This is a genomic window from Methylobacterium sp. R2-1, assembly GCF_014191355.1.
Classification (GTDB): Bacteria; Pseudomonadota; Alphaproteobacteria; order Rhizobiales; family Beijerinckiaceae; genus Methylobacterium.
The window spans coordinates 1-12,755 of sequence record NZ_JACHWM010000006.1; the positions used below are offsets into that span (position 1 = coordinate 1).

The 12,755-nt window shown below is 67.2% G+C and carries 13 protein-coding genes and 1 pseudogene; 5 read left to right on the forward strand and 9 right to left on the reverse strand.

All coding sequences use genetic code 11. The features are described from left to right. Nucleotides 1–401 (reverse strand): annotated as a pseudogene (locus FHU13_RS09980) (porin family protein); the annotation flags it as partial. Nucleotides 402–755: 354 nt separating this feature from the next. Here FHU13_RS09980 and FHU13_RS09985 point away from each other — a divergent pair. From FHU13_RS09985 to FHU13_RS09995, 3 genes are all read left to right on the forward strand, one after another. Further along, nucleotides 756–983 carry a hypothetical protein gene (locus FHU13_RS09985; protein ID WP_183435711.1) on the forward strand — a complete coding sequence of 76 codons (228 nt, stop codon included), beginning with the start codon at nucleotides 756–758 and terminating at the stop codon, nucleotides 981–983. Nucleotides 984–1,284: 301 nt separating this feature from the next. Continuing rightward, nucleotides 1,285–2,826, forward strand: coding sequence for a DEAD/DEAH box helicase (locus FHU13_RS09990; protein ID WP_183435712.1), 1,542 nt, complete (start codon nucleotides 1,285–1,287; stop codon nucleotides 2,824–2,826). A gap of 145 nt (nucleotides 2,827–2,971) precedes the next feature. Next, nucleotides 2,972–4,036, forward strand: a complete 1,065-nt coding sequence (locus tag FHU13_RS09995; RefSeq protein WP_183435713.1) for a GGDEF domain-containing protein — start codon at nucleotides 2,972–2,974, stop codon at nucleotides 4,034–4,036. A gap of 70 nt (nucleotides 4,037–4,106) precedes the next feature. On the opposite strand, the gene sufA is transcribed toward FHU13_RS09995, so the two are convergent. Beyond that, nucleotides 4,107–4,487 (reverse strand): Fe-S cluster assembly scaffold SufA, encoded by a 381-nt coding sequence (sufA, locus tag FHU13_RS10000; RefSeq protein WP_183435714.1) that lies wholly within the window; start codon nucleotides 4,485–4,487, stop codon nucleotides 4,107–4,109. Nucleotides 4,488–4,662: 175 nt separating this feature from the next. Between sufA and FHU13_RS10005 the strand changes: the two genes are divergently transcribed. Continuing rightward, nucleotides 4,663–4,908, forward strand: coding sequence for a hypothetical protein (locus FHU13_RS10005; RefSeq protein ID WP_246714594.1), 246 nt, complete (start codon nucleotides 4,663–4,665; stop codon nucleotides 4,906–4,908). 49 nt (nucleotides 4,909–4,957) lie between these two features. Here FHU13_RS10005 and FHU13_RS10010 read toward each other — a convergent pair whose 3' ends face one another. From FHU13_RS10010 to FHU13_RS10040, 7 genes are all read right to left on the reverse strand, one after another. Then, complete coding sequence (locus FHU13_RS10010; protein ID WP_183435715.1) at nucleotides 4,958–5,341, reverse strand: SUF system Fe-S cluster assembly protein; 384 nt, start codon at nucleotides 5,339–5,341, stop codon at nucleotides 4,958–4,960. Nucleotides 5,342–5,392: 51 nt separating this feature from the next. Then, entirely contained in the window at nucleotides 5,393–6,637 is a 1,245-nt protein-coding gene (locus FHU13_RS10015) for a cysteine desulfurase (protein WP_183435716.1), read from the reverse strand. 106 nt (nucleotides 6,638–6,743) lie between these two features. Continuing rightward, a complete protein-coding gene (locus FHU13_RS10020; RefSeq protein ID WP_183435717.1) occupies nucleotides 6,744–8,066 on the reverse strand; it encodes a SufD family Fe-S cluster assembly protein in 1,323 nt (440 codons plus the stop codon). Continuing rightward, nucleotides 8,066–8,818, reverse strand: a complete 753-nt coding sequence (sufC, locus tag FHU13_RS10025) for a Fe-S cluster assembly ATPase SufC (protein ID WP_183435718.1) — start codon at nucleotides 8,816–8,818, stop codon at nucleotides 8,066–8,068. The genes FHU13_RS10020 and sufC overlap by 1 nt, the downstream gene beginning before the upstream one ends. Nucleotides 8,819–8,833: 15 nt before the next feature. Further along, a complete protein-coding gene (locus FHU13_RS10030) occupies nucleotides 8,834–9,028 on the reverse strand; it encodes a cytoplasmic protein (RefSeq protein WP_312889575.1) in 195 nt (64 codons plus the stop codon). Between the two features lie 62 nt (nucleotides 9,029–9,090). Further along, nucleotides 9,091–10,560, reverse strand: a complete 1,470-nt coding sequence (sufB, locus tag FHU13_RS10035) for a Fe-S cluster assembly protein SufB (RefSeq protein ID WP_183435719.1) — start codon at nucleotides 10,558–10,560, stop codon at nucleotides 9,091–9,093. Between the two features lie 93 nt (nucleotides 10,561–10,653). Beyond that, nucleotides 10,654–11,826, reverse strand: a complete 1,173-nt coding sequence (locus FHU13_RS10040; protein ID WP_183435720.1) for a cysteine desulfurase family protein — start codon at nucleotides 11,824–11,826, stop codon at nucleotides 10,654–10,656. A gap of 260 nt (nucleotides 11,827–12,086) precedes the next feature. Between FHU13_RS10040 and FHU13_RS10045 the strand changes: the two genes are divergently transcribed. After that, a complete protein-coding gene (locus FHU13_RS10045; RefSeq protein WP_017484188.1) occupies nucleotides 12,087–12,743 on the forward strand; it encodes an alpha/beta hydrolase in 657 nt (218 codons plus the stop codon). Nucleotides 12,744–12,755: the final 12 nt, after the last annotated feature.

The window sequence follows — 12,755 nt, forward strand, 5'->3', positions numbered from 1 at the left end:
ACCGAGAAGCGGTTCCGGTCACGGCCGAAGTCGACGTACTGGGCGTCGGCCTCGATACCGATCACGACGCCGGAGCCCGGGGTGAACTGGTAGTTGTAGCCGATCTGACCACCGCCGACGAAGCCTTCGTCGCTGCGACGGTTGTTAAAGGCGATGGCAGCGATGCCGCCCGGAGCGACGAGGCCGCTGGCGGGGCCGACGCCGATCACGGTCGCGGCGTTGTTGTCGTCACCGGTGCCGAAGCCGTAACCGGCGTTGAAACCGGCGTAGAAGCCCGTCCAGGTGAAGACCGGCACCGGCTGGAACACCGGCGGCGGCGCGGCGCGGCGCGGCAGGTCGGCGGCCGAGGCGGCCACGGTGGCGGCAACGAGCGCGCTCGAAGCGAGAAGCAGGCTTTTCATCGTATCGTGTCCTGGTTTGGCGGGAGCCGGTGTTGGTGTGAAGTGGTCCGGGGGTCCTCCCCGGTATCCGTCGCCCTCCTGCGATGAAGCGATGAATGCACCGGAACCCGTCAACGAAAGGTGAAGCTTACCTGGTGATGAGCACTCGATCAGGCTCGATGTGTCATTGCGCACATCGACGGCTCGTCTTGTCGAAAACCAGCAACAGTCAAATCCCCGAGAGAAATTGGCTGGCAATACGGTTAATAACCTGTTACGCCGTCCTCGTAAGCACCCATTAACCTTGTTCGGGCGATCCTCCGGCGTGCCGGCGTCCGATTCCGGAGCCGGCCGGCCCGATGGATTGCGCTGTTCATGTCCCTTGATTCCGGCTCGCCCAGACCGCGCGGTCCCCTTGGCTGGTCGATCAAGATGGCGCTGATCGCTGGGCTCGGCGCCACGGCCCTCGCCCACCACATCGCCAAACCGGGCCAGCCCATGATCGACCCCGAGGTCACCGGCTCGATCGGGATCAGGGCTCAGGCGACACGGCTCGATCCCTGCACGCTTCGCGGAAGCCTCGGTCAGACCGCGCGAAACTGACGCTCACGATCGCAGCCGGGCCGGCGCCCCGGACGGCATCCAGTCCATCCACGGGACGAAAACGGCGGTTCGGACGCGCTCGGGACGATCTCGGGATGCTTTGAGCGCAACCGTACCCGGCCCGTGCGGGAGGCGGATGCGCCAGCGCAGTCGATTGACAAGCAGGCAGAGCGGTCTAAGTGTCGCGCGCGTTCGGACGCGTGACGGCGTACCGCGCACGGCTCTCGCGATCATCCGCCGGGCGCGAGCTCTGAGCCCCTGATCGGCCCACTCCACGCGCGCAAATGGTTTCCCACACCCGATGTCTTTCGCCGATCTTGGACTGAGTGACAAGGTACTCCAAGCCGTCTCCGCGGCCGGCTACACCGAGCCGACGCCGATCCAGGCCCAGGCGATCCCGCATGTGCTCGCCCGCCGCGACGTGCTCGGCATCGCCCAGACCGGCACCGGCAAGACCGCCGCCTTCACCCTGCCGATGCTGACCATGCTGGAGACCGGCCGCGCCCGGGCTCGCATGCCGCGTACGCTGATCCTGGAGCCGACCCGCGAGCTCGCGGCGCAGGTCGAGGAGAATTTCGAGCGCTACGGCACCAACCACAAGCTCAACGTGGCGCTGATCATCGGCGGCGTCTCCTTCGCCGACCAGGACGCCAAGCTCACCCGCGGCACCGACGTGCTGATCGCGACGCCGGGACGGCTTCTCGACCATTTCGAGCGCGGCAAGCTGCTGCTCACCGGCGTCGAACTCCTCGTCATCGACGAGGCCGACCGGATGCTCGACATGGGCTTCATTCCCGATATCGAGCGCATCGTGAAGATGGTGCCCTTCACGCGCCAGACGCTGTTCTTCTCCGCCACCATGCCGCCGGAGATCGAGCGGCTGGCGGACATGTTCCTGCACAACCCGCAGCGGGTCGAGGTGGCACGGCCCGCCTCCACCGCCACGACCATCGAGCAGCGCCTGGTGGCGACGGGGCCGGAGGGGCATGAGAAGCGCAAGGTGCTGCGCCATCTCATCCGCTCGGCGAGCGAGCTGCAGAACGGCCTCATCTTCTGCAACCGCAAGCGCGACGTGGCGCTGCTGCAAAAGTCCCTGGCGAGTCACGGCTTCAACGTCGCCGCGCTCCACGGCGACATGGACCAGCGCGCCCGCACGGCCGCGCTCGACGGGTTCCGCAGTGGCGAGGTTCCTCTGCTCGTGGCCTCAGACGTCGCCGCCCGCGGCCTCGACATCCCCGCCGTCAGCCACGTCTTCAACTTCGACGTTCCGCATCATCCGGAGGACTACGTCCACCGGATCGGCCGCACCGGCCGCGCCGGGCGCTCCGGCCAAGCCTTCACCCTGGCGAGCCGCGCCGACGAGCGCTCGCTCGCGGCGATCGAGAGCCTGATCGGCCGGCCGATCGAGTGGCTCGACGGCAACCTCACCTCCGTGCCCGACGATGCGGAGAGCGATGAGCCCCGCCGCCGTCGCGGAACCCGCCGGGCCAAGGGAAGCGAGAGGGGAAGCGAGAGGGGAAGCGAGAGGGGAAGCGAGAGGGGAACCGAGAGGAGCCCCGAGAAGGGAAGCGAGCGGGTGGCGGAGCGGCCGAGCGAGAGCCGTTCGCGCGGTGGTCGCCGCGCGGTCTCCGACCGCGGGCGCGGCGAGGATGCCCGCCGCGAGCCGATCCGCGAGCCGGAGCCGGTTTCCCCGGCCCGCGAGCCCGCCCGGAGCGCCCCCGAGCGCTCACGTTCCGAGCGCCGTCCCCCGCGCCGCGACGAGGACGACGATACGCCGGTCGGTCTCGGCTCGCACGTGCCGGCCTTCCTGCTGAAGCCGACCGGCTTCGGGAAGAGCAAGTAGCCGTCCCCGAACGTCACCGGTGAGAACGGCAGCGGCGGGCGTATTCTGTGCTCGCCTTAACGTCCTGGCGAGGTTCTGAAGCGACACTCCGGTGAAGCGGGCGACACGGGCGGTGGGCCCCGTCCGCAGGAGCCTACGTCACCGGATGAGCCACGGCCCCGATCTCGACCGTGATCGCAGTTTCGTGCTCGCGCAGCGCAGCTTCGAGCTGATGCGCGACTACTGCGCCTGCGCCACCCCGCGGGCCTACGCCGTGTGGTACCTCTACGTGTCCGGCACCCAGCCGCTGATGAACGACGCAATCAAGCGGCTCACCACGCAGAACGGCACGCTGACGAGCGCTGACATCGAAGGATTGCACGACGCCTACATCGACGGGCGCCGCCTCGCCGTGGAGGTGGATCGGATGAATTCGAGCCTCATCGCCGAGGTCGAGGGCATCATGGAGATGATCGAAGTCTCGATCCGCTCCACGACCCAGTACGGCGAGTCGCTCCAGGCCCTGTCGCAGGATATCGCCAACACGGCGACGACGCGGGCGCGCCTGCGTGAGGTCGTCACCACGATCATCGCCAATACCCGCGACGTGACCGCCAATAACCGCACGCTCGAAGCGCGGATGCGCGAGAGCCGCAGCGAGATCGAATCGCTGCGCGAGACGCTGGAGGCGGCCCGCCTGGAGAGCCTGACCGACGCCCTGACCGGCCTGGGCAACCGCAAGAGCTTCGAGACGGCGCTGCACCGGGCCTGCGGTGCGCCGGATGCCGGACGCCGGCCGACGAGCCTGATCGTCCTCGACATCGACTATTTCAAGCGCTTCAACGACCTCTACGGCCACCTGACCGGGGATCAGGTGCTGCGCCTCGTCGCCGTCGTCATGCGCGAGCATGTGGGGCAGCCGGGTGCGACGCTCGCCCGCTTCGGCGGCGAGGAATTCGGCATCGTCCTTCCGGAGACGGACCTGCCGGAGGCGCGCGCCGTCGCGGAACGGGTGCGCACCAGCGTGACCGGCCGCGAACTCGTGAAGCGGTCGACGGGAGAGTCGCTCGGCAAGGTTACCGTCTCGCTCGGCGTCGCGACCCGGCTTGAGGATGACAATGCCGTCTCGCTCCTGGAGCGGGCGGATGCCTGCCTGTTTGCCGCCAAGCGCGCCGGCCGCAACCGCACCCTCGACGAGACAGAGGCAGCGGCCCTGCGCGACGTAGCCTGAGCCACAGGCAGGGACGGCGCCCGTCAACTGTGTCGCACCGATTGCCGCGACGGGCAGCCGCCCTCCCCGATTAAGCCGGGGCGCCGGCCGCCAGGCGCTCCGGATTCGCGGGGGTGATCGCCACCGACTCACCGCAGCCGCAGGCCGAGGTCTGGTTCGGATTGTTGAACACGAACTGCGACGACAGCTTGGTCGTCTGGAAGTCCATCTCGGTGCCAAGCAGGAACAGCACCGCCTTGGGGTCGATGAACACGGTCACGCCCCGATCCTCGATCACGTCCTCGCCGGCCTTGCGCTCCTCGGCATATTCCATCGTGTAGGACATGCCGGCACAGCCGCCGTTCTTCACACCGACGCGAAGCCCCGCGATGGGGCGATCGGCATCGGCCATGATCGCTTTGATCCGATCCGCCGCGCGGTCGGTCAGCGTGATCACCTTGAAACCTGACATCGTGGTCTCTCTCCTGCGGCCGGGTTCAAGGCCCGGGCGGGTGAGTCTTTCGTGGGTCTTCAAGAGATAAGCACTCCTCCACCGCTGGTCCACCGGGACCCTCGACGCACGGGTCGATTGCCGCGCGCTATGCTGAATCGGTGACGGAGGATGCGATGGCCGAGCAAGGCGGCGGATGACGCCGGAAGAGTTCTTCGCGTGGCAGCTTCATCAAGAGGAATGCTACGAACTCGTCGGCGGCGTGCCAGTCCTGCGCCGCCGTGATGCCCGGCAGCAGCACGACCCGGCCACCGTCAACATCATCGTTTCGCTGCACACGCAACTGCGCGGCTCGGGCTGCCGGCCGATGACGGCAGACATCTATGACGGATTGACGTTCGGACCGCGATGGGATCCTGCCGGCACCCCGCCGGAGGGCTGAAGCGCGCCGACCTTGCAGAGGCCGCAAGGCCGACCGATTGGACGGTCCCTTACCACATATCCAGCGCGACGCGGGCCTCGTCGGACATCCGGCTCTGGTCCCACGGCGGGTCGAACACCATCGTGACGGAGCAGGACTGCACGCCGGGTACGGCCGAGACCGCGTTCTCGACCCAGCCCGGCATCTCGCCGGCCACGGGACAGCCCGGAGCGGTCAGGGTCATGTCGATCAGAACGCGCCGGTCGTCCTCGATCTGCACCCGGTAGATCAGGCCGAGCTCGTAGATGTCGGCGGGAATCTCGGGATCGTAGACGGATTTCAGCGCGGCGACGATGTCGTCGGTGAGGCGGTCGATCTCTTCCGCGGGAATCGCGGAGGCCGCCGCGAGGGCGGGGGTGTTGGTGCCCCCGGTGATGGTGGCGTCGGTGCTCATCGGATCACTCCTTCCGGCCTCCGTCCACGGCGGCCGAAACTCCTAAAAGAATCAGGCGAACAGCATCTCGGCCTTGGCCAGCGCCTCGGCGAGGGCGTCAATCTCTGCGGTCGTATTATACAGACCGAACGAGGCGCGACAGGTCGAGGTCACGCCGAAGCGCGTGAGCAGGGGCATGGCGCAGTGGGTGCCCGCCCGCACCGCCACACCCTGGCGGTCGATCACGGTGGCGATGTCGTGGGCGTGCGCGCCCTTCACCTCGAAGGCGATGACGCCGCCCTTGTCGCGGGAATTGCCGATCTGGCGGATCGAATTCATCGCGCCGAGACGCTCCTGCGCGTAGGCGGTCAGCATCGCCTCGTGCGCGGCGATGTTTTCGCGGCCGAGATCCATCATGAATTCCAGCGCCGCGCCGAGGCCGACCGCCTCGATGATCGCCGGCGTGCCCGCCTCGAAGCGGTGCGGCGGGTCGTTGTAGCTGATCGCGTCCTGCGTCACCGTGCGGATCATCTCGCCGCCGCCCTGATAGGGCGGCAGCCGGTCCAACCACTCCTTCTTGCCGTAGAGCACGCCGATGCCGGTCGGCCCGTAGACCTTGTGGCCGGTGAAGACGAAGAAGTCGCAGTCGAGTGCGCGCACGTCGATCGGGCGATGCACCGCGCTCTGCGCGCCGTCGAGCAGCACCGGCACGCCGTGGGCATGGGCGATGCGCACGATCTCCTCCGCCGGCGTCACCGTGCCGAGCACGTTCGACATGTGGGTGATCGCCACCATCTTGGTGCGCGGCGTGAAGAGCTTCTCGTACTCCTCGACCAGGAAGTTGCCGTCGTCATCGACCGGCGCCCACTTGATGACGGCGCCGCGCCGCTCGCGCAGAAAATGCCAGGGCACGATGTTGGAGTGGTGCTCCATGATCGAGAGGATGATCTCGTCCCCCTCCCCGATCAGGCCCGCCCAGCCCATGGAGGAGGCCACGAGGTTGTAGGCCTCGGTGGCGTTGCGGGTGAAGATGATCTCGTCGGTCGAGGCGGCGTTGAGGAACTGGCGCGTGGTCTCGCGCGCACCCTCGAAACCCTCGGTCGCGGCATTGGCCATGTAGTGCAAGCCGCGATGGACGTTGGCGTAGCCGGTCTCCATGCAGGAAACCATCGCGTCGATGACCCGCTTGGGCTTTTGCGACGAGGCGGCGTTGTCGAGATAGACCAGCGGCTTACCGTAGACTTTTTCCGAGAGGATCGGGAATTGCCTCCGGATCGCCTCGACGTCGTAGGGAGTGGCGGGGACGGGTGCGTTCATGTTCGCGACCTTGGATCCTGTGCTGTCCGGGTCCATCGCCGCCCGCCGGAACAGGTTCGGCGCCAATGAGCTTGGCCGGTTCCTCGGGAGGAACCGGCCAGCAGGGTCAGCCGCGCGCCGCCAGCCAAGCCTCGATCCCACCGATCAGCGCGTCGCGCGCGCCCTCGTGCGTGACCGTCTCCACCGCCTCGCCGACGAAGGCCTGAACCAGCAGGCTCTCGGCGGTGGCGCGCGGCAAGCCGCGGGCCATGAGGTAGAACAGCAGGTCCTCGTCCGGCGCGCCGCAGGTGGCGCCGTGGCCGCAGGCGACGTCGTCGGCGAAGATCTCCAGCTCCGGCTTGTTCATCATCTGACCATCATCGGTCAGGAGCAGGCAGTCGGACTTCATCTTGCCGTCGGTCTGCTGCGCGACCTGACGGACGATGATCTTGCCCTGGAACACGCCGGTGGAATCGCCGTCGATCACCGTCTTGAACATCTCGCGGCCAACGCCGCCCGTCGCCGCGTGGTCGGCGAGCAGGGTCGAATCCGCGAGTTGGCCGTGGCCGAGCAGCGTCGCGCCGTTGACCACGGCGTTGGCGTCCTCGCCCGCGACGTGCAGGTAGATCTGGTGACGCGAGAGCTTGGCGCCGGTGACGAGATTGACGGTTTCGAGCTGCGCCCGAGCGTCGAGCCGCACCGACAGCGTCGAGAGAGCGATGGCCGCGTCGCCTTCCCGGTTGAGACGGGTGTGGCGGAAGGCGGCCTCGGCGCCGATATGCACGTCGAGCGCGTCGTTGGGCTGGTAGGTCAGCCCGGACGGTCCCTCGTGGCTCTCCAGCAGGAAGAACTCCGCGCCGGCGCCGATATCGACCAGCACGCGGGTCGCGGTCGAGAAGGCGGCCTCACCCATGCCGACGAAGCGCAGGTGCAGCGGCGTCGCCGGCTTGGCGCCGGGGACGACCGAGATCAGTGCGCCATCGGCCAGGAAGGCGGTGTTGAGCTGATAGATCGGGTTCTCGCGCACCTGCTCGACGGGGGCCAGAAGCTTGAGGCGCGCATCGCCCTTTCCCATCGCCTCGTTGAGCGGCGTGACCGTCACGCCCTCGGGCACCCGATCGAGATCCGACAGGGCGGCGACGAGGTGGCCGTTGACGAAGGTGAGGCGGACGGCCTCGACCCCGTTGAAGCCCGTGGCCCCGGCGACGGCGGCCCGGGCCGCGTCCTCGCTCGGCGCCTCGGCGGGCGGCGCGGCCTCGGTGATGGCGGCGCGCAGGTCGGTGTACTTGAACGCCTCGACCCGGCGGCTCGGCAGGCCGGTCGCCTCGAAGAAGCGGAACGCCTCCTCGCGGCTGATCGCCTGCTCGCTGGCGAAGCCTTTCCGCGCGGACTCGAAGAGTTTGGAGAGGCCGGCCTCGGCGGGGGAGCGGAGATTGGTGACGTCGGCCATCACGCAGCCTCGCTCGTGCGGTATTCGGCGTAGCCGGAGGCTTCGAGTTCCAGCGCCAGCTCCTTGCCGCCGGTCTTCACGATCTGGCCCTTCGACATGACGTGCACGGTGTCGGGCACGATGTGGTTGAGGAGCCGCTGATAGTGGGTGATGACGAGGAAGGAGCGTCCTTCGGCGCGCAGCGCGTTCACACCCTCGGAGACGATGCGCAGCGCGTCGATGTCGAGGCCGGAATCGGTCTCGTCGAGCACGCAGAACTTCGGCTGCAAGAGCGCCATCTGGAGGATCTCCATGCGCTTCTTCTCGCCGCCGGAGAAGCCGACGTTGAGTGCGCGCTTGAGCATCTCCTTGTTGATCTCGAGCTTGTCGGCCGCCGCGTTCACCGCGCGGATGAAGTCGGGAGTCGAGAGCTCGTCCTCGCCGCGGGCCTTGCGCTGCGCGTTGAGGCAGGCCTTGAGGAAGGTCATGGTGCCGACGCCGGGGATCTCCAACGGGTACTGGAAGGCCAGAAAGATGCCGGCGGCGGCGCGCTCGTCGGCCGCCATCTCCAGCACGTTCTGGCCGTCGAGCAGGATCTCGCCGTCGAGAACCTCGTAGTCCTCCTTACCGGCGATGACGTAGGAGAGCGTCGACTTGCCTGACCCGTTCGGGCCCATGATCGCGGCGACTTCGCCGTCGTTCACGGTGAGGTTCAGGCCGTTGAGGATGCGGTTGTCCTCGATCTGCACGACGAGGTTCTTGATCTCAAGCATGTTCGTCCAAGTCCTTCAAAACCATTCCTGATGCATCGCCCGCAGGAAGGTGACACTCCCGGCCGGATAGCCGGACAGGTCACCGATCACTGCGTCGATGCCGCACCGGGGGCACAGAGCGGTCGCGTCCTCGTCGATCCACTCCGCGATCTCATCCGGGGCGAAGACTTCCAGGCAGTAGAAGCAGCCGCACGCGGCGCTGCTTCTCACCTCTCCGGCGTGCCGCGCACTGTGCCGGTGGGCGGCACGCAGTACGTCCGTGTCGAAGCTCGTCAGCCCACCGAGCCTTCGAGGCTGATCGAGATCAGCTTCTGGGCTTCCACCGCGAACTCCATCGGCAGCTGCTGCAGCACGTCGCGGACGAAGCCGTTGACGATGAGCGCGGTCGCCTCCTCCTCGGAGAGGCCGCGCTGCTGGCAGTAGAACTTCTGGTCCTCGGAGATCTTCGAGGTGGTGGCCTCGTGCTCGAACACCGCACTCGCGTTCTTCGACTCGATGTAGGGCACGGTGTGCGCGCCGCACTGATCGCCGATCAGGAGCGAATCGCAGTTGGTGAAGTTGCGCGCGCCCTTGGCCTTCTTGTGGGCCGAGACGAGACCCCGGTAGGTGTTCTGCGAGCGGCCCGCGGAGATACCCTTCGAGATGATCCGGCTGGTGGTGTTCTTGCCGAGGTGAATCATCTTGGTGCCGGAATCGACCTGCTGCATGCCGTTCGACACCGCGATCGAGTAGAATTCGCCGCGCGAGTCATCGCCGCGGAGGATGCAGGACGGATACTTCCAGGTGATCGCCGAGCCGGTCTCGACCTGCGTCCATGAGATCTTCGAGCGGGCGCCGCGGCAATCGCCGCGCTTCGTCACGAAGTTGTAGATGCCGCCCTTGCCCTCGTTGTCGCCGGGGTACCAGTTCTGGACGGTCGAGTACTTGATCTCGGCATCCTCCAGGGCGACGAGCTCGACCACCGCGGCGTGGAGCTGGTTGTCGTCGCGCTTCGGGGCGGTGCAGCCCTCGAGATACGAGACGTAAGAGCCCTTGTCGGCGATGATGAGCGTGCGCTCGAACTGGCCGGTGTCGCGCTCGTTGATGCGGAAATAGGTCGACAGCTCCATCGGGCAGCGCACGCCCGGCGGGATGTAGACGAACGAGCCGTCGGAGAAGACCGCCGAGTTCAGCGTCGCGAAGAAGTTGTCGGTCACGGGCACGACCGAGCCGAGGTACTTCTTCACGAGATCCGGGTACTCGCGGATGGCCTCGGAGATCGGCATGAAGATCACGCCGGCCTTCTCGAGCTCCTTCTTGAAGGTGGTCGCCACCGAGACCGAGTCGAACACCGCATCGACCGCCACGCGACGCTCGGGTGCGATGCCTTCCAGCACCTCGACCTCGCGCAGCGGGATGCCGAGCTTCTCGTAGGTCTTCAGGATCTCGGGATCGATTTCGTCGAGCGATTCTGGGCCCTTACGCTTCGGCGCAGCGTAGTAGTAGATGTTGTTGTAATCGACCCGGTCGTACTCGACCCGGGCCCATTCCGGCTCCTTCATCGTGAGCCAACGCTTGTAGGCGTCGAGGCGCCATTCGAGCATCCATTCCGGCTCGTTCTTCTTGGCCGAGATGAAGCGAACGACGTCCTCGGAGAGGCCCTTCTCGGACTTCTCCATCTCGATCACGGTCTCGAAGCCGTACTTGTACTGGTCGAGGTCGATCGAACGAACCCGATCAATGGTCTCCTGCACTGCAGGCATTCAACGTCTCCTACCGACTCCGGCGTCAAGGACCGGGGGTTTCCAACGAACCGGCGGGTGTCCCACCGAAAAAATAGCTTGGGCGGGCGGCGCTCAGGCTGCCTGCCCTCGCCGCTGATATAGGGACGAAACGACCCGTTCGAACCCCGCAACGAAGCGTTCGAGGTCCGCAGCGCGCGAATTCCAACCGAAACTGACGCGCAGCGCCCCCGCGGCGAGCGCAGGGCTCACCCCCATCGCCGCGAGCACGGGGGAACGAGCCACCTTGCCCGAGGCGCAGGCCGAGCCCGACGAGACGGACAGGCCGGCGAGATCGAGGGCGATCAGCGCCGTGGAGGCCGCGAGCCCCGGCACGGCGAAGCTCAGCGTATTGGGCAGGCGCGGCGCGCCCTTTCCGAACACGACCGTATCCGGGGCGAGGACTCGCAGACGCGCTTCCAGGGCATCACGCAGGCCAGACAGCCGCGCTGCCTCGGTCTCCAGGGCGGCACGGGCGATCTCGGCCGCCTCACCCATCCCGGCGATGCCGGGAAGGTTCTCGGTGCCGCAGCGCTGGCGTGCCTCCTGGCCGCCGCCGCGCAGGAAGGCCGTCTCCAGGCTCACGCCCTCGGCCAGCATCATCGCGCCGGTACCTTTCGGCGCGGCGAACTTGTGGCCCGACAGGGTCAGGGCGTCGAGGCCGAGCGCGGCAAAGTCGAGCGGGATTTTTCCAACTGCCTGTACCGCGTCGCTGTGAACCAGGGCCTGCCCGTGGGCGCGGGCGAGCCGCACGATCTCGGTCAGCGGCTGCACAACCCCCGTCTCGTTGTTGGCCGCATGGACCGAGATCAGCACGGCCTCGTCCCGGCAGGCTTCGAGCCGGGCCGCGAGAGCATCGAGCCGCAGCAGGCCGGTTCCGTCCACCGGCAGCACCTCGACCACGTCCGGCGCGAAGCGGTGGCCCGCCGTGACGCAGGGATGCTCGGTGGCCGAGATCATCAGCCGGGTGGGCGCGGGAAGACCGGTTTTCCGAAGCGCGCCGGAGAGCACGGTGTTGGCGGCTTCCGTGCCACCGCTGGTGAAGGTGATGCGCTCAGGTGCCCCCCCGAGCAGGGCGGCGAGCCGCGCCCGCGCCGCCTGCAGCATCTGGCGCGCCGCGCGGCCCTCTTCATGGATCGAGGACGGATTGCCGGGCAGTGCCAGGGCGCGCGCGACCGCCACCGCAACCTCCGGACGCACCGGGGAGGTCGCATTGTGATCGAGATAGCTGCGCCCGCCTGACGTCATCCTGCCGATCCGCTCCGTATCGTCCTGCCAATCCTGATTTTCTTGATTTCGCCCCCCTCCCCCGTGCTAAGCCGCGCGAAACGCGCCTTATGCATCGCAGTTCGAGGCCCGACGAACAGTTTAGAATAGTTCTAATCGACTAGAATTATTCTAAGAGCGCTTGTAGGTGGCGCGCGCAACGAGTCAAGCCGTGACCGACTCGCCTCCCCCTGCCTTCGCGGGGGCATCAGGGGTGAGGGTCGGATCATCTCGAGGACACCATGCCCGAAGTCATTTTCTCCGGCCCCGCCGGCCGCCTGGAAGGCCGCTACCAAGCCCCCAAGAAGAAGGGGGCGCCGATCGCGATCGTGCTCCACCCGCACCCCCAGTTCGGGGGCACGATGAACAATCAAATTGTGTACAATCTTTTCTACACCTTCGCCAATCGCGGCTTCGCGGCCCTGCGCTTCAATTTCCGCGGGGTCGGTCGCAGCCAGGGTGCGTTCGATCACGGCTCGGGTGAACTCTCCGACGCCGCCGCTGCCCTCGACTGGGTGCAGTCGGTCAACCCGGAGGCGAAGTCCTGCTGGATCGCGGGCGTGTCGTTCGGCTCCTGGATCGGCATGCAACTCCTGATGCGCCGCCCGGAGATCGAGGGCTTCATCTCGATTGCCGCCATGGCCAACCGCTATGACTTCACCTTCCTGGCACCGTGCCCCTCCTCCGGCCTGTTCGTGCACGGCTCCGAAGACCGGGTGGCACCGGCCCGTGAGGTGATCCCGGTGATCGAGAAGGTGAAGACGCAGAAGGGCGTCATCATCGAGCACCAGATGGTCGAGGGCGCCAACCACTTCTTCGACGGCAAGGTCGACGAGCTGACGCAGACCGTGGACACCTACCTCGACAAGCGCCTCGGGGCGAAGACCGAGGCGGCCTGAGAGTTTTCCCTC

What these genes read in the sequence shown, in the direction of transcription:
- FHU13_RS09985 (WP_183435711.1), top strand. Translation starts at nt 756, where the DNA reads ATGTCCCTTGATTCCGGCTCGCCCAGACCGCGCGGTCCCCTTGGCTGG.
- FHU13_RS09990 (WP_183435712.1), top strand. Translation starts at nt 1,285, where the DNA reads ATGTCTTTCGCCGATCTTGGACTGAGTGACAAGGTACTCCAAGCCGTC.
- FHU13_RS09995 (WP_183435713.1), top strand. Translation starts at nt 2,972, where the DNA reads ATGAGCCACGGCCCCGATCTCGACCGTGATCGCAGTTTCGTGCTCGCG.
- sufA (WP_183435714.1), bottom strand. Translation starts at nt 4,487, where the DNA reads ATGTCAGGTTTCAAGGTGATCACGCTGACCGACCGCGCGGCGGATCGG.
- FHU13_RS10005 (WP_246714594.1), top strand. Translation starts at nt 4,663, where the DNA reads ATGACGCCGGAAGAGTTCTTCGCGTGGCAGCTTCATCAAGAGGAATGC.
- FHU13_RS10010 (WP_183435715.1), bottom strand. Translation starts at nt 5,341, where the DNA reads ATGAGCACCGACGCCACCATCACCGGGGGCACCAACACCCCCGCCCTC.
- FHU13_RS10015 (WP_183435716.1), bottom strand. Translation starts at nt 6,637, where the DNA reads ATGAACGCACCCGTCCCCGCCACTCCCTACGACGTCGAGGCGATCCGG.
- FHU13_RS10020 (WP_183435717.1), bottom strand. Translation starts at nt 8,066, where the DNA reads ATGGCCGACGTCACCAATCTCCGCTCCCCCGCCGAGGCCGGCCTCTCC.
- sufC (WP_183435718.1), bottom strand. Translation starts at nt 8,818, where the DNA reads ATGCTTGAGATCAAGAACCTCGTCGTGCAGATCGAGGACAACCGCATC.
- sufB (WP_183435719.1), bottom strand. Translation starts at nt 10,560, where the DNA reads ATGCCTGCAGTGCAGGAGACCATTGATCGGGTTCGTTCGATCGACCTC.
- FHU13_RS10040 (WP_183435720.1), bottom strand. Translation starts at nt 11,826, where the DNA reads ATGACGTCAGGCGGGCGCAGCTATCTCGATCACAATGCGACCTCCCCG.
- FHU13_RS10045 (WP_017484188.1), top strand. Translation starts at nt 12,087, where the DNA reads ATGCCCGAAGTCATTTTCTCCGGCCCCGCCGGCCGCCTGGAAGGCCGC.